The sequence below is a fragment of the Streptomyces sp. NPDC111520 genome (assembly GCF_055635295.1).
Genome location: NZ_JBVKBW010000005.1, coordinates 245,489 through 260,630 on the forward strand (window position 1 = coordinate 245,489; position 15,142 = coordinate 260,630).

Below are 15,142 nucleotides of genomic sequence, written 5' to 3' on the forward strand. Positions count from 1 at the left end.
GCTCTCAGAAACAGCCTCCGAGCTGCGGGGAGAGCGCTCTCTCCCCGCTCCCGGGAGGGACTACGCTGTTCCCGTCCCGAGAGGAGCACCCCTTGTCCGACCAGATCTCCGGAGCACGCCCGACGCTCGAGGCCGTCGCCGAACGGGCCGGGGTCTCCCGGGCCACCGTCTCTCGCGTGGTGAACGGCGGGACGGGGGTGCGCGAGGTGCTGGTGGAGAAGGTCCGCAAGGCCGTCGAGGAGCTGGGCTACGTACCCAACCAGGCGGCCCGTTCGCTGGTCACCCGGCGCACCGGGGCCGTCGCCGTCATCGTCGCGGAGCCGGAGACCCGGGTCTTCGCGGACCCCTTCTTCGCACAGCAGTTGCTCGGGATCAGCCGTGAGCTGGCGGTGCACGACTCGCAGCTGGTGCTGCTGCTGGTGGAGGGCACGGCCGACTACGACCGCGTGGGCCGCTACCTGGCCGGCGGGCACGTGGACGGCGCGCTGGTCTTCTCGCTGCACGCCGAGGACCCGCTGCCCGGCATCATCCGCCGGATCGCGCTTCCCACCGTCTTCGGCGGGCGCCCCGGCTGGCCGGGGGCCGAGGGGGACCGCAGCCTGCTGTACGTGGACTCCGACAACCGCGGCGGGGCCCGCGAAGCGGTGCGCCACCTGGTCTCGCTGGGGCGGGAGCGGATCGCGACCGTCACCGGCCCCCTGGACCAGACCGCGTCGGTCGACCGGCTCGACGGCTACCACGACATCCTCATGGACGCCGACCCCCGCCTGGTCGTCGAGGGCGACTTCTCCGAGGCCGGCGGGACGCGCGCCATGGCCGTGCTGCTGGACCGGGCGCCGGACGTCGACGCCGTCTTCGTCGCCTCCGACCTCATGGCGTGCGGCGCGCTGCGGGTGCTGCGCGAGCGGGGCCGGCGGGTGCCGGAGGACGTCGCGGTCGTGGGCTTCGACGACATGGCCTCGGTGGCCGAGCTGGCCGATCCCCCGCTGACGACGATCCGTCAGGAGATCGAGGAGATGGGCCGGTTGATGGTCAGACTGCTCGTCCGCGGCCTGGAGCGGCGGGCGGAGGAGGACAGCGGCGGCCGTCCGCTGTCCTCGCTCGTCACCCCCACCCGGCTGGTGCGGCGCGCCAGCGCCTGACCGGCCGGGGCTCAGAACGCGCCCTGCTCCTTGACCACACGGCGGGCCTGGGCGAAGAGCATGCCCACGTTGACCGAACGGCGGCAGACGACGACGGCGACGACGTCCTCGTTCAGGTTGTTGCGCATGAACAGGTGGGTCAGGTTGTCGCTGTTGACCAGGATCTCCTGGAAGTAGTGCGCGTCGCTGGTGACCCCGCGGCGCTCCTTGAAGACGTCCTCGATCATCACGACCGTGCGTCCCTGGAAGAGGTCGAGGGTCGCCGCGGCGAGCAGGTCCAGGACCTCCGGCGGATGGCTGTCGACGGTGTCGACGGACAGCAGCATGCCCGTCGACATGTCGACCACACCGGCGGCGAGGCAGTCGGGGACCTCCTGGCGCAGGGTCTTCACCAGGCCCATGACCTGGTCGGACAGGTTGCCGTGCGGGCGTTTTCCGGTGGTGCTCACAGCACTCCTTCTACGGGCTTCGCGGGGGGCGGGGTCGTCATCCGAGGACCCCCTCGGGGTCGTACGCGGACTCCGGCGGCGCGGGCACGGCGCCCGGGCCGGGATCGGGTGCGAGCAGGATCGCGCCGATGCGCTCGACGGCGGACCTGGCCTCGACGTGCAACTGGGGGACGTTCACGCCCTCGTCGCCCACGACGACGAGGAGCGCGGTCTCGCCGACCGCGTAGACGGCGGTGTAGCCGCCGCTGCTGCAGGTCACGGTCCTGCGGAGCGGACCGCGCAGCGCCGCCGCAGCGATCCGCCGGGCGAGTCCCAGACTGGCCGCGGCCAGCGCGGCGAGACCGTTGGGGTCGATGGCGTCCTCGGTGTCGGCGGCGATCAGCAGGCCGTCGACGGCCGCGACGGCCGTGTCGGTGACACCGACCACCCGGTCCCGCAAAGCGCGCATCTCGGCGACCAGGGCGTCATGATTCATGCACGTGCACCTCCTTGAATTCCCTTCGTTCGGTGTTCGGTCGATCCCCGGGGATTCCGGTCACGGGGGAATCGGTAACAAGGAATCGGTCATGGGATCGCGGTCACGGGGAATCGGTCCGGCTCCGTCCTCGCGGCCGGAGAAATCCTTTCCAGCCCGTTTGCGGACGGCCCGCGTCGAGCGCCTCGCGAATGCCGCTGGCGCCCGGCTCACGACGGGGCAGGCCCTCGGCGACCGGGGCCGCGGTGGGGACCTCGCCCGGCTCCCAGTCCGGTACGGGCGGGCACGGTCCCGGGTCCGGGACGTCCTGCGGGGGATCGGCGGACGGACGCGGCACGGCGGGCCCGGCCGGCTCGGCGGGGAGCACGCCGAACGGGTCGGGGGGCGGCTCCGGAGAGGGCGGCGGGACCGGATCCGCGGCGGACGGCGGGGACGGGTCCGCCGGGGGTGGGGCCGGGACGGTCTCGACGAGGCCCTCGGCGCACATCCGGGCGACCTCCACGGTGATGGTGTAGACCCCGCGGCCGATGAGGAAAGCGATGTCCCGGGGGCTGCGGCGGCCGTTGGCGCAGCCGAGGATCTCGCGGCGCACCGGGGCCAGCGGTTCGTCCGCCCACGCGGGCGGCCCCACGGCGGCGACCCGGTCACGGTCGGGGGAGACCGGGCGCGGCAGCGAGGCCAGTGCGGAGAGCCGGCGACCGGCCTCCACCAGCAGTTCCTCCGGTTCCACGCCGGGGGCCAGGCCCGCCGGCAGGGCGGCCGGCACGGTTCCGGGCGCGTCGGGGTCAAAGGCGCAGTTGTCCAGCCGTCCGGCCAGCACGGCGAAGACCGCGTCCTGAACGGCCATCATGTGCAGCACCTGGAACTCGGCCGTGCCGAGCCGTCCCCCGGCGGCGATCGCGGCGCCCGGCCACAGCCCCGTTCCGGCGGCGTCGTGGGCGGCGTTCCACTCGTCGGCGTCGATGCGCCCGGAGCGGACGAGCAGCGTCCCGACCCCCGGAGCGCCGGGGCTCTCGACGGCCACCACCGCGCCGTCGAGCAGGTGGAAGGCCCCGCCGGGGCTGCCCTGCACCCGCAGCACACCGGTGGCCCGTTCGTCGTGGCACCTGGACAGCGCGCGGCCGAGCAGACCGTGAGCGGCATTCCGGGCGGGCACGGAACCCGATGGTGCCGAGGTCATCGCTCCCCTTGCTGCGTCTGTTCGGGCATACGGGCGGGCTCGCGGACGTACGGACGGGAGGCGCGGAAAAGCCGTACTCATGCACGAACATTCACGCCGGCGGGTAATTTCTAGCAGCCCTCCGACACCCCCCTCCGGCCATCGCACGACATGGCCGAGGACGAATGCTTGAGCCCTACAGATGTCAATTCCGCGCCCTTTCACGACCGTTTCCGCGCCAACGGGTGCGGGATTCCGGAGAGCATCGCGGAGGGTCACGGCGCCGGCCGGACATGCCGTCACGACGTGGGGCCGCACGGGACCCGGAGCCGTCCCACCGGCCGTTATCCATTCGGCTCTTGACGAACCACCGGCTGCGGCGGCACTCTCCTGGGCATCGCTTGAGAGCGCTCTCAAGAACCATGCACGAGAGCCCTCTCACCCGTCCCGAAGCCATGGGAGGCTTCCATGCCCATCGCCCGAGCCGCCAGACGCGCCACCCTCCGACTCGGGGCGGTCGCGCTCGCCGGGGCGCTCCTCGCCGCCTGCGGATCCGGTTCGACCGGCACGTCCGCGGACAAGGACGGCAAGGTCACGATCACCGTCGACCTGTTCGGCACCTTCGGCTACAAGGAAGCCGGCCTGTACGACGCGTACGAGAAGCTCCACCCCGGCGTCACCGTCAAGGAGAGCAGCACCGAGAACGAGGCCGACTACTGGAAGGCCCTGCAGACCAGGCTCGCGGGCGGCGGCGGCCTCGCCGACGTCCAGGGCATCGAGGTGGGGCGCATCGCGTCGGTCACCCAGCAGCAGGCCGACAGGTTCGAGGACCTGGGCGCCCTCGGGGCCAAGGAGCTCAAGGCCGACTTCTCAGCCGCCAAGTGGTCCGCCGCGACCACCTCCGACGGCCGCACCCTGGGCCTGGGCACCGACGTCGGCCCCGAGGCGATCTGCTACCGCACCGACCTGCTCGAGAAGGCAGGACTGCCCACCGACCGGGCCGAGTTGGCGCAGAAGTGGTCCACGTGGGACGGCTACCTGGAACTCGGCCGGCAGTACAGGGCGAAGGCCGGGGCCAAGAGCGCCTGGGTCGACAGCGTCGGCAGCCTCTACTCCGTCATCGTCGGCCAGGAGAAGGAACGTTACTACGACGCCTCCGGCAAGCTGATCTACGACGACAACGCCGCCGTCAAGAACGCCTGGGACCTCTCCGTGAAGGCCGCCCAGGACGGACTGAGCGCCAAGCTCGCCCAGTGGACGCCCGCCTGGAACCAGGCCTTCAGCAGCGGCTCCTTCGCCACCGTCGGATGCCCGGCCTGGATGCTGGGCTACATCAAGGGCCAGGCCGGCGAGACCGGCAAGGGCAAGTGGGACGTCGCCCCGCTCCCGGGCGGCGCGGCGGGCAACTGGGGAGGGTCCTACCTGGCCGTCCCCAAGGGCTCCGCGCACGCCAAGGAGGCCTTCGAGCTGGTCAAGTGGCTGACGGCGGCGGAGCAGCAGGCCAAGCTCTTCAAGAAGCAGGGCAGCTTCCCCTCCAACGTCGGGGCGATCGAGTCCGTCAAGGACGTCACCGACCCGTACTTCAGCGACGCGCCCATCGGACAGATCTTCGGCGCCGCGGCCGAGGCTTCGCCGGTGCAGGTGCTCGGCGTGCACGACGGTGACGTCAACCAGCAGATCACCAACGCGCTCGGCGAGGTCGAACGCAAGGGCACGGACTCCGCGACGGCGTGGAGCCACGCCAGGAAGGGCGTCGAGAACGCCGTCGGCTGACGGCCCCCGCCCCGCCGGCGCCGGGCGCGCGGGACCGCTCCCCCGGTCCTCCGCGCCCGGGCGCCCCGGCCCCGCCACTCCCCCGACCCGAAGGTCCCCCATGACCCTGACCGCCGCCGCGCCGGTGTCCCCCGCCCGGCCCCCGGCAGCCCCCGCGCCCCCGCGGCGACTGCTCGCCCGGTTGTCGCCCTACGCCTACATCGCGCCGTTCTTCGCGCTGTTCGCCGCGTTCGGGCTGTTCCCGCTGCTCTACACGGCGTACGTCTCCCTCTACCGCGTCGAACTCCAGACCCCCGGTGACATGGAGTGGCGCGGCCTGGACAACTACGCCGCGCTCCTGGGTGACGACTTCTTCTGGACCGCGCTGCGCAACACCTTCACCATCGGCGTCGTCTCCACCGTGCCGCAGCTGCTCATGGCGCTCGGCCTCGCCCACCTGCTCAACTACAAGCTGCGCGGCCGCACCTTCTTCCGCGTCACGATGCTCCTGCCGTACGCCACGTCCGTGGCCGCCGCCACCCTGGTCTTCGCCCAGCTCTTCGGCCGCGACTTCGGCCTGGTCAACTGGGTGCTCGGGCTGGCCGGCATCGAGCCCGTCGACTGGCAGTCCGGGACGGTCGCCTCGCAGGTCGCGGTCTCCACCATCGTCACCTGGCGGTGGACCGGCTACAACGCGCTGATCTACCTCGCCGGCATGCAGTCCGTCCCCGGGGAGCTGTACGAGGCCGCCGAACTCGACGGCGCCTCGCGGTGGCGGCAGTTCCTCCACGTCACGCTACCCGGGCTGCGGCCCACGATCCTCTTCACGATCGTCGTCTCCACGATCGGCGCCACCCAGCTCTTCGGTGAACCGCTGCTGTTCGAGGGGAGCATCTCGGGCGGCATCTCCCACCAGTACCAGACCCTCGGCCTCTACATGTACGAGCAGGGCTGGGGCTACTTCCACCTCGGCCGCGCCGCCGCCATCGCCTGGGTGACCTTCGTCCTCATCGTCCTGCTCGTACTGCTCAACACCGCGCTGGCACGGCGCCGTTCACGGAAGGGGACCCGCCGGTGAGCGCGCTCCTCACACGGCCGCGGCCCGGCCGCGACGCCGGGACCGCACGTCCCCTCGCCCGCCTCCGCCCGTCCCGGGCGGGCCGGCAGCACCACGGCGGGCGGCTCGCCTACGCCGTCCTGATCGTCGCGGCGGCGATCTCCGCCTTCCCCTTCTACTGGACGATCGTCGCCGCGACCCGTTCCAACGCGGAGCTCGCCGCGAGTCCGCCGGCACTGCTGCCCGGGGGCAACCTCGGGCACAACCTCCGCCAGGTGCTGGAGCAGGCCGACATCGGCAAGGCCCTGCTCAACTCCCTCGTCGTCTCCGGGTCGGTGACGGTCGGCACCGTCCTGTGCTCCACGCTCGCCGGGTTCGCCTTCGCCAAGCTCCGCTTCCGGGGCCGCAACGCTCTGCTCGCCCTGACCGTCGGCACGATGATGATCCCGCCCCAGCTGGGCGTCATCCCGCTGTTCATGCTCATCGCGGAGCTGCACTGGGTGAACCAGCTCCAGTCCGTCATCCTCCCCGGGCTCGTCTCGGCGTTCGGGGTCTTCTTCATGCGGCAGTACCTCGTGCAGTCGCTGCCGGACGAGCTGATCGAGGCGGGCCGCGTCGACGGGGCCTCGACGGCGCGGATCTTCTGGAGCATCGTCGTGCCGGTCGCCCGGCCGGGGATGGCGGTGCTCGGGATGCTCACGTTCATGGCGTCCTGGAACGACTTCTTCTGGCCGATCATCGCGCTCACGTCGCAGGAGCCCACGGTGCAGGTTGCCTTGCGGCAACTGGGTGGGGGGTACGTGCACGACCAGTCCGTGATCATGGCGGGGACGTTGTTGGGGACGGTGCCGGTGCTGCTGGTTTTCGGGGTGCTGGGGAGGCAGATCGTGGGGGGGATCATGCAGGGTGCGGTGAAGGGGTAGGGCCGGGGGGTGGTTGTGCGGCCCGGTGGTTGTGTGCGGCTGCGTCGTGGTTTCTGTTGGGGTTTCTCCCCCGCCCGCCCTCCCGATTGCCCGGCGCGATTGGTGCGGGCCTGCGCACTGTGCATGGGTGGACCGGGGGCGGGGCCTCCGGGGTGGGCATTCTGTACCGCATATTTATGTGCATGGCGGGCACCACTCGTCGGTGCCGTCTGTGCCGCACATCAAATACACGTCAGCGTCCAGAACGCCCACCCCTACGACCCCACCCCCTCCCTATCGACAGCGACCAACGGCCGGTGGGAGGTCACAAGGCAGCCCGGGGCACCGCACCTGTCCAACGCACCCCCAACGGGACACCCTGCGCCCGCACAACAGGGAGGGGCGTGGTGGGTGATCCCTCTGCCCGAAGGCTGGGGGGAGGCGGGTGGCAGACCCGGTGCCGAATGATGCGGGCCTGAACCACGGGGCCGCGGGGCCAGTGAGCGGTTCGGGGCGCCCCGGATTGCCTTCTGACCCCCCACCGGCCGTTGTGCGCCCATACGACGGGAGGGGGTGTGTCGGGGTGCGCCCGGAAACGACGAGCGGCGGACCCGGCGCCCAAGGATGTGGGGGTAAACCGCGAGCGTTGAGGACGTGCGCCGACGCGGCGCCGACCCCACAACGACGTGCGAGACCCGCACCAATCGCGCCGGGCAATCGGGCGGGAGGGTCGGGGAACAGCCCGCCGCAGGCGCAACGGACCCGCACACACCCCACCGGGCAGCCCGGCGCAGCCGCCCGCAGGCGCACACAACGTGCACGCAAACAACCAGGTGGCCCGGCGCAGCCACCTGCAGGCGCAACGCACCCGCACACACAACGGACCGCAACCACAACCCACCCGGCACACAAGGAGCACGCACGCATGACCACGACCGCACCCCGCACTCGCAACGCGCCGCACACGACACTCGGGTTCCCCGGAGGGTTCCGGTGGGGCGCGGCCACCGCCGCCTACCAGATCGAGGGCGCCGCCCACGAGGACGGCCGCACCCCCTCGATCTGGGACACGTTCAGCCGCACCCCCGGCAGGGTCCGCAACGGCGACACCGGGGACATCGCCGCCGACCACTACCACCGCATGCGCGAGGACGTCGCGCTGATGGCGGAGCTCGGCCTCACGGACTACCGCTTCTCCGTGTCGTGGCCACGCGTACAACCCACCGGCCGGGGCCCGGCCGTGCAGAAGGGGCTCGACTTCTACCGGGCCCTCGTCGACGAGCTGCTCGACCACCGGATCCGTCCCGTCCTCACCCTGTACCACTGGGATCTCCCGCAGGAGCTGGAGGACGCGGGAGGCTGGCCGGTGCGCGACACCGCGGAGCGCTTCGCGGAGTACGCGGGGCTCGTCGCGGACGCGCTCGGGGACCGGGTCCCGTCGTGGACGACGCTGAACGAGCCGTGGTGCTCGGCCTTCCTGGGCTACGCGCAGGGCGTGCACGCGCCGGGCCGGACGGAGCCGGCGGCGGCGCTGCGGGCGGCGCACCATCTGCTGCTGGGGCACGGCCTGGCGATCGGCGTGCTGCGGGAGCGACTGCCCGTGCCGGCGCAGGTGTCGCTGACGCTGAACCTCGCGGCGGTGCGCCCGCACACCGCGGGCGCGGGCGACGTGGAGGCGGCCCGGCGGGTCGACGCACTGGCCAACCGGCTGTGGCTGGACCCGGTGTTCCGCGGGGCGTACCCGGAGGACCTGCTGCGGGACACGGCAGCGCTGACGGACTGGTCGTTCGTGGCGGACGGCGACCTGGGGACGATCTCCCGCCCGGTGGACGCGCTGGGCCTCAACTACTACGCCCCGACCGTGGTGGCCGCGGGCACCCATGCGTCGCCGTCCCCGTGGCCGGGGGCCGAGGCGCACGTGCGGTTCGTGCCGGCGCCGGGGCCGCGGACGGCGATGGACTGGCCGGTGGACGCCCAAGGCCTGCACGAACTCCTGCTCAGGCTGCGGGACGAGCTGCCGGACGTACCGCTGCTGATCACCGAGAACGGCGCGGCGTACGACGACTACGCGGATCCCGAGGGCGCGGTCCACGACCCGGAGCGGATCGCGTACCTGCACGCGCACCTGGCCGCGGTGCAGCGGGCGGTGGCCGACGGCGCGGACGTCCAGGGCTACTTCCTGTGGTCGCTGCTGGACAACTTCGAGTGGGCCTACGGGTACGGCAGGCGGTTCGGCATCGTGCACGTGGACTTCGCGAGCCAGCGCCGTACGCCCAAGGACAGCGCCCGCTGGTACGCCGGGGTCGTCGCCCGGGGCGGACTGCCGTCGGCATGAGCCGCACATGCGGACAACTCGGGCCGCTGGGCTGTGAGTTGGGCCGTCGCGCGTGTGAGACGGCACGGCCACGGGAAGGTCACGTTCGAACATCGAAGGTGAAGGTGCGGTAAAACGCATCCCGAACGGGCTGGAGGAGCCATGGTCTACTCGATCGTCCTCGGCGTCGTCATCGTCGCGCTCGGCCTCGGCAGCATCGTCTACACCTTCTGGCACGAGGGCAGCCCGCTGACCCTGCGCCGTGGCGGTGAGCGCCACAACGGAGCCGGATGACCGCCGGCCCGGCTCCCCGTGGGGGAGCCGGGCCGGATCCGGTCAGTACACCTTGCGGTGACCGCCGCCGCGCTTGCGCTCGTACATCTCGCGTCCCGCGGCGGAGCGCAGTTTCCACTCGCGCCGCATCTCGGCGCGGAGCCGGGCGTCGGTGCGCGAGGCGATCCACGCGTTCTCACGGAGCAGCTTGCGGTAGCTGTCCAGCCGGCGGTGGGTCAGGACGCCGTCGTCCAGGGCGGCGAGGACCGCGCAGCCGGGTTCGGACTCGTGCGAGCAGTCGTGGAAGCGGCATTCGCCGGCCAGCGCCTCGATGTCGGAGAACGTCTGGGTGAGACCGGCGTCGGCGTCCCACAGTCCGACCCCGCGCAGCCCCGGGGTGTCGATGACCACCCCGCCGCCGGGCAGCGGCAGCATGTCGCGGGTGGTCGTGGTGTGCCGGCCCTTGCCGTCGCTGTCGCGGATGGTCTGCACCTCCCGGACCTCGCGGCCCAGCAGGGCATTGGTGAGCGTGGACTTGCCCGCGCCCGACTGCCCGAGCAGGACGGACGTGGCGCCGGCCAGCGCCCCGGCCACCTCCGGCACGCCGTCGCCGGTGGCCGCGCTGACGACCAGGACCTCCACGCCGGGTGCCGCGCCGCGCGCGTCGTCCAGCAGGTGGGCGGTGTCCTCGACGAGGTCGGCCTTGGTGAGGACGACCAGGGGCTGGGCGCCGCTGGTCCACGCCAGCGACACGAAGCGTTCGAGCCGCCCGAGGTCGAGTTCGGCGGCGATCGACACGGCGATGACCGCCAGGTCGACGTTGGCCGCGAGGACCTGTCCCTCGGAGCGCTTGGAGGAGGTGGAACGGACGAAGGTCGTGCGGCGCGGCAGCAGGGCGCGCACGGCGGGGCCGTCGGCCGGCGTCTCGTCGACGGCGGCCCAGTCGCCGGTGCAGGCGATCCCCATGGGGTCGCGGGTGAAGACGTCCTCGGTGTCGGCGCGTACGGTCCGCAGACCGTCCGGGCCGTCGGGGAGGACGACGTCGCACAGCCCGCGGTCGACGCGGACGATGCGGCCGGGTGTGAGTCCCCGCTCCGCGTGTACGGCGAAGTCGGAGTCGAGTGCGGAGTCCCAGCCGTAGGCGGTGAGCGCGGTGGACGGCTGCGGGACGAATCCGTTGGTCAACGGAGGAGAGCCCTTCGGGAGGGCGGTCGCGCACGGTTGTGCCGTCGGGTTGTCCCGCGACGGGATGGGTCAGCCGGCGACCGCTGAGGTGGGGTTGACGATCTTCTGGATGCGGGCAGCGCCCTGCTCGACGGCAGTCATCGTTCCAACACCTCCCGGTTCGCTCGCGGTCTGACGGGGACACCCTAGCCGGTGCGCGGTGGGCCCCCGCAACCGGTTTTCCGCGGACGGCTCAGGCCGTCTCGGCGTAGCGCTCCCCCGCGTACTCCCGCACCACGGGGGCGACGGCGGCCGCCCCGCCGGGCAGCCGGTCGAGGCGCACCAGGGCGTAGGCCTTGTGGCCGTCGACCAGGTAGGAGGGGTTGTCGTAGGGTCGGCTGCCCGGCAGCGGCCACACCACCAGCCACGGGCGGGTGTCGTCGGTGGTCGGGGGGCGGCCGACGGTGACGGCCGCGATGTCCTTCCAGGAGAAGAACGACTCCTCGCGGGTCGCCTCGCGCATGCCGATCCCGGCGGAGCCGACACGCAGCCGCAGCGGCTTGCGCCAGCGCCGGAACGACCGCCCGGTGAGGTACCAGCAGCCGATCGCGCCGAGCGGGCCGAAGGCGGTCAAGGGTTCGGGGCCGATGATGCGGCCGTGGACGAGTTCCCAGAAGGAGTAGCTGAAGACGACGGCGAGCGCCGCCCAGACCAGCGTCCAGGTGCCGGCCCTGCGGTCGTCGACGAACTGCCGCTCCCCGCCGGGCACGCGCAGTTCCGGCCCCGCCACGGTCACCGGCATCGGCGGGCGCACGCCGCGCGGCGCGGTCTCGAAGGCGGCGCCGCCGTGCTCGGCGAGCACGGCCGTCAGATCGGAGACGCCCTGGTCGAGGTCCTCGCAGTCGACGAGCGTGTAGCGCGGCCGGTCGCTCCGGCCGCGGTCGGGCTTGCGGGGGAAGGCGACGCCCGGTGCCGTCCAGAGCGTGAGCCGCGGCTTGGGCGGTGTGGTGGTCTCGCTGTCCTCACCGGTGTTGGGGACGTGCCAGAGGGAGACGGTGTCGATCTGCTCCCAGGCGAGCTCCGCGTCGTGCAGCGTGATGCCGAACGCGTCGATGCGCAGCCGGAACGGCTGCCGTGACCTCCGCAGGTCCTTCGCGCCGCTCCAGGCCACCACGCCCGCCAGGAACGCCAGCATCAGGGGGGCCGTCGCGCTCCCCGAGGCGACCAGCCACACCACCGCCGCCCCGATCGCGACCAGCCCCCCGGTCAGCCACCGCCGGCCCCGTCTCGCGAGCGTCCGCTCCACCGTGAACTCCACCGGTCCCGCCCCCTTTTGACGTCCCCACCCTGATCACATGATGCGCTCGCGGGGGCGTGCGGCTGCCGCCGTGAGCTGGGTGTTGCCCAACCGTGACGCCCGGCGGGGCGGCGGCTCCGGCCGGTCGCCGCCGCGTCGCCCGCCGTTCACCGGGGGCCCCGCGCGGGCGACTTTGCCCGTTCTTTACAACCGGCTCACGGGCCGCCTCGTCTCTTCGCGCGATCAGTTGCCAGAACCCGCCCGCGCCCCGACGGGGCAGGGCGGGGTGACGAAGGAGAGCGATACATGCGCAGGAGTGTTCTGACCGCCGCCGCCGTCGCGTGCGCCGCGGTGCTGGCGGGGACGGCGCCCGCGTTCGCCGACGGGCCGAGCACGCAGCCCTCGCCCGCCCGCGGCAGCGCGCCGTCCGCGGTGCCGTCGGCGGCGCCGTCCACGGCGCCGTCCGCGGTGCCGTCGCCGCGTCAGGTCGACAGGGTGCCGGCCGGCGCCCCCGACACCGGCGTGCAGTCCCCGGCCTCCCAGGGTCCCGACGGAGCAATGGTGGGGGCGGCCGCCGGCGGCCTGCTGCTCCTGGCCGGCGGCACGTTCGTGGTGACGCGGCGCAGGCGCACCACCGCCGGATGACCCCGGGCGCGAGGTGGGCCGCGGTCCTGGCGGTCCTCGCGGTCCTGCCGTGGGCGGGCGGGTGCGCGGGCGGTTCCGGTGACGGTGCCATTGCTGCGCCGGCCGTCGTCCCGACGCCGCCGGCCGCCGCCCGGACGCACCCTTCCCCGCCGCCCCAGCTCGCGCGCTCGGTCCCGGTACGGCTGCGGATACCGGCGATCGGGGTCGACACCCCGGTCATGGAACTGGGGCTGGCCGCGGACGGCACCGTGGAGGTCCCGCCGGTGGCGCGCGACTCGCCCGCCGGCTGGTACCGCCACTCCCCCACCCCGGGCCGGCTCGGCCCGTCGGTGCTCCTCGCGCACGTCACCGTCGGCCGGTTCGGCGACGGGGTCTTCCACGACCTGGCACGGCTGCGACCGGGCGACCGGGTCGTGGCGGTGCTGCGGGACGGCGCGTCCGCGGAGTTCACCGTGGACCGGGTGCAGACGGTGACCAAGGCGCACTTCCCGACCCAGGAGGTCTACGGCGACGTGGACCGGCCCGAGTTGCGCCTCATCACCTGCGGCGGCCCCCGCACCGCCGACGGGAGCGGATACCGCGACAACGTCGTGGTGTACGCCTCCCTGACCTCGGCGGACCGCGGCTAGCGGGTGGCCGGGCCGGTGGGCGTGACGCCCGCCGGCCCGGCCGCCCGGCGATCGGCCTGCGGCATGATGAACGACGGAATGTGGAGAGTGTTGAAACGGTCCTCCCGGGAGGAAGCGGCGTCCGAGCTGTTCGCCGCCCTCTACCCGCGCCTGGCCGGCTGGTGCCGCCGGCTGGTCGACGACGACGAGACGGCCCACGAGATCGCCTCCGAGGCCTTCACCCGGTTGTGGGCGCGCTGGACGAACGTGGACGAGCCGCGCGGCTTCCTCTACGTCACGGCCGCCAACATCGTGCGCGACCACTGGCGGAAGGTGGAGCGCGAACGCCGGGCCATGCGGCGCGCCACCGCGGAGGTCGTCGTCGACGGGCAGGGCGAGGGACGCGACGGGCAGACCGACCCCTCGGTGCGGATGCTCGTCCAGTCGCTGCCCGAGCGGCTGCGGGTGCCGATCCTGCTGTACTACTACGCCGACATGCCGGTCCGGGAGGTGGCGGCGGCGACGGGACGGAAGGAAGGAACCGTGAAGGCCGACCTGCACGCGGCCAGGGAGATGCTGCGAGCCGGACTGAGGAGAAGCCTTGATCACATCCATTGAGGGCCCGGGCGAGGAACGCGACGCCGAGCTGGACGCCCTGCTGGGGCCCGGCACGGTCCTCCTCGGACCGCCGCCCGGTCGGTTCCGCGAGGTGCGCCGCGCGGCTGTGCGGCGCAAGCTGCTGCGGACGGCCGCGGGAGCCGGGGTGTCGCTGGCGGTGGCGGCGGTCGTCGCCGTGCCGCTGCACCTGATGTCCGCCCCCGCGCAGGGCCCGGCGGTCGGCCCGACCGTGCCCCCGGTGTCCGTCCCCCCGGCGGCCGACCCGCCGCCCTCGCCGCGCCCGTCGACGGACCCCGCCCCGGAAACGTCCGGGACCCCCCGCCCGGACCGCCGCACGGGGCCCCCTGTCGCCCCCGACGCGCGCCGCACCTCTTCCTCCGCCCGCCAGTCCGACACGGTCACGGCCACCCCGCTCGGCGAACCCGGGGAGGACACCCCGGCCGTCCCCCGGCGTTGACCGGCCCGGCGCGCGTCCGATTCGTTCAAGACGGACCGGACGGGGCGCGCCTACCGTGGCGGCATGACTCTTCGTTTCGATGTCGTCGAGATCGTCGTGGCCGACATGGCCGCCTCGCTGGCCTTCTACCGCAGGCTGGGGCTGGAGATCCCCGCCGGGGCGGAGGCGGAACCGCACGTGGAGACCACGCTGCCCGGAGGACAGCGGATGGCGTGGGACACGGTGGAGATGGTCCGCTCCTTCGACTCCGCGTGGGAGCCGCCGCAGGGCGGTCACCGGATGGCGCTGGCCTTCGTGTGTGAGCGCCCGGAGGAAGTGGACACGACGTTCGCCGAACTGACCGGGGCCGGTTACGCGGGACATCTGAAGCCCTTCGACGCGCCGTGGGGGATGCGGTACGCCGTGGTCCTGGACCCGGACGGCAACCCGGTCGACCTCTTCGCGAGGTTCTCCTAGCGGGGTACCTGCGAGTGGGTGCGCGCCGAGGCGTGAGGCCGGTGGGTGGGTGCGGGTTCGTCTCGCGCCCTTCGGGCGCACAGCGACTGGCTGCGGCGGGGAGGGTGGGGGGCCTGCCTTGTTCGCGGTGTGCGGGTCGGTGCGTGGCTGGGGTTCAGGCGCCGGAGCGGGTTGCCTTTCCGCTGGCCTGGGTCTCGTTGCCGTCCGCGGGTATGGATGGCCGGTTGGCACGCCCAATCCCGGTGGTGGGCGCGCCCGCCGTAACCCGCGACTGCGGGTGATTCGGGGTGCTGCCCGGGCGGTCGGCGGGAGATCGGGCCCGCTTTCGACGTTATATCCGGCGGAACAGAGCCCGATCTTTGCGCGGACGGAGA

16 protein-coding genes are annotated in these 15,142 nt (G+C 73.1%); 11 read left to right on the forward strand and 5 right to left on the reverse strand.

All coding sequences use genetic code 11. The features are described from left to right. Positions 1-92 precede the first annotated feature (92 nt). Entirely contained in the window at positions 93-1,142 is a 1,050-nt protein-coding gene (locus ACZ7MY_RS13410) for a LacI family DNA-binding transcriptional regulator (protein WP_499601573.1), read from the forward strand. Between the two features lie 11 nt (positions 1,143-1,153). Here ACZ7MY_RS13410 and ACZ7MY_RS13415 read toward each other — a convergent pair whose 3' ends face one another. The 3 genes from ACZ7MY_RS13415 to ACZ7MY_RS13425 all read right to left on the reverse strand — a co-directional run bounded on the left by ACZ7MY_RS13415 (position 1,154) and on the right by ACZ7MY_RS13425 (position 3,222). After that, complete coding sequence (locus tag ACZ7MY_RS13415) at positions 1,154-1,543, reverse strand: hypothetical protein (protein ID WP_499601996.1); 390 nt, start codon at positions 1,541-1,543, stop codon at positions 1,154-1,156. Between the two features lie 85 nt (positions 1,544-1,628). Beyond that, entirely contained in the window at positions 1,629-2,066 is a 438-nt protein-coding gene (locus tag ACZ7MY_RS13420; protein WP_499601575.1) for a roadblock/LC7 domain-containing protein, read from the reverse strand. Between the two features lie 103 nt (positions 2,067-2,169). After that, complete coding sequence (locus ACZ7MY_RS13425) at positions 2,170-3,222, reverse strand: MarR family transcriptional regulator (RefSeq protein WP_499601576.1); 1,053 nt, start codon at positions 3,220-3,222, stop codon at positions 2,170-2,172. Between the two features lie 471 nt (positions 3,223-3,693). Here ACZ7MY_RS13425 and ACZ7MY_RS13430 point away from each other — a divergent pair, with 471 nt between their 5' ends. The 5 genes from ACZ7MY_RS13430 to ACZ7MY_RS13450 all read left to right on the forward strand — a co-directional run bounded on the left by ACZ7MY_RS13430 (position 3,694) and on the right by ACZ7MY_RS13450 (position 9,544). Further along, positions 3,694-4,998, forward strand: coding sequence for an ABC transporter substrate-binding protein (locus ACZ7MY_RS13430; protein WP_499601577.1), 1,305 nt, complete (start codon positions 3,694-3,696; stop codon positions 4,996-4,998). Positions 4,999-5,098: 100 nt separating this feature from the next. Next, a complete protein-coding gene (locus tag ACZ7MY_RS13435; RefSeq protein WP_499601578.1) occupies positions 5,099-6,055 on the forward strand; it encodes a carbohydrate ABC transporter permease in 957 nt (318 codons plus the stop codon). Continuing rightward, on the forward strand, positions 6,052-6,957 hold the full coding sequence (locus tag ACZ7MY_RS13440; RefSeq protein ID WP_499601580.1) for a carbohydrate ABC transporter permease: 906 nt from the start codon (positions 6,052-6,054) through the stop codon (positions 6,955-6,957). Before ACZ7MY_RS13435 ends, ACZ7MY_RS13440 begins: the two co-directional genes overlap by 4 nt. Positions 6,958-7,861: 904 nt before the next feature. After that, positions 7,862-9,271: a GH1 family beta-glucosidase gene (locus ACZ7MY_RS13445; RefSeq protein ID WP_499601582.1), complete on the forward strand. Its 1,410-nt coding sequence runs from the start codon at positions 7,862-7,864 to the stop codon at positions 9,269-9,271. A gap of 141 nt (positions 9,272-9,412) precedes the next feature. Next, the gene (locus ACZ7MY_RS13450; protein WP_431965331.1) at positions 9,413-9,544 is read left to right on the forward strand and encodes a hypothetical protein; all 132 of its coding nucleotides are present in this window, start codon (positions 9,413-9,415) and stop codon (positions 9,542-9,544) included. Positions 9,545-9,586: 42 nt separating this feature from the next. Here the strand turns inward: ACZ7MY_RS13450 and rsgA are convergent, their stop codons facing one another. Both rsgA and ACZ7MY_RS13460 read right to left on the reverse strand, forming a co-directional pair. Beyond that, a complete protein-coding gene (rsgA, locus tag ACZ7MY_RS13455) occupies positions 9,587-10,708 on the reverse strand; it encodes a ribosome small subunit-dependent GTPase A (protein ID WP_499601583.1) in 1,122 nt (373 codons plus the stop codon). A gap of 232 nt (positions 10,709-10,940) precedes the next feature. Then, a complete protein-coding gene (locus tag ACZ7MY_RS13460; RefSeq protein WP_499601584.1) occupies positions 10,941-12,005 on the reverse strand; it encodes a hypothetical protein in 1,065 nt (354 codons plus the stop codon). Positions 12,006-12,290: 285 nt separating this feature from the next. On the opposite strand from ACZ7MY_RS13460, the gene ACZ7MY_RS13465 reads away from it, so the two are divergent. From ACZ7MY_RS13465 to ACZ7MY_RS13485, 5 genes are all read left to right on the forward strand, one after another. Then, on the forward strand, positions 12,291-12,629 hold the full coding sequence (locus ACZ7MY_RS13465) for an LPXTG cell wall anchor domain-containing protein (protein WP_499601585.1): 339 nt from the start codon (positions 12,291-12,293) through the stop codon (positions 12,627-12,629). After that, a complete protein-coding gene (locus ACZ7MY_RS13470) occupies positions 12,626-13,258 on the forward strand; it encodes a class F sortase (RefSeq protein ID WP_499601586.1) in 633 nt (210 codons plus the stop codon). The genes ACZ7MY_RS13465 and ACZ7MY_RS13470 overlap by 4 nt, the downstream gene beginning before the upstream one ends. 78 nt (positions 13,259-13,336) lie before the next feature. Beyond that, a complete protein-coding gene (locus ACZ7MY_RS13475; protein ID WP_499601588.1) occupies positions 13,337-13,855 on the forward strand; it encodes an RNA polymerase sigma factor in 519 nt (172 codons plus the stop codon). Further along, the gene (locus ACZ7MY_RS13480; RefSeq protein ID WP_499601590.1) at positions 13,839-14,312 is read left to right on the forward strand and encodes a hypothetical protein; all 474 of its coding nucleotides are present in this window, start codon (positions 13,839-13,841) and stop codon (positions 14,310-14,312) included. The genes ACZ7MY_RS13475 and ACZ7MY_RS13480 overlap by 17 nt, the downstream gene beginning before the upstream one ends. Before the next feature lie 63 nt (positions 14,313-14,375). Next, complete coding sequence (locus ACZ7MY_RS13485; protein ID WP_499601591.1) at positions 14,376-14,768, forward strand: VOC family protein; 393 nt, start codon at positions 14,376-14,378, stop codon at positions 14,766-14,768. Positions 14,769-15,142 lie beyond the last annotated feature (374 nt).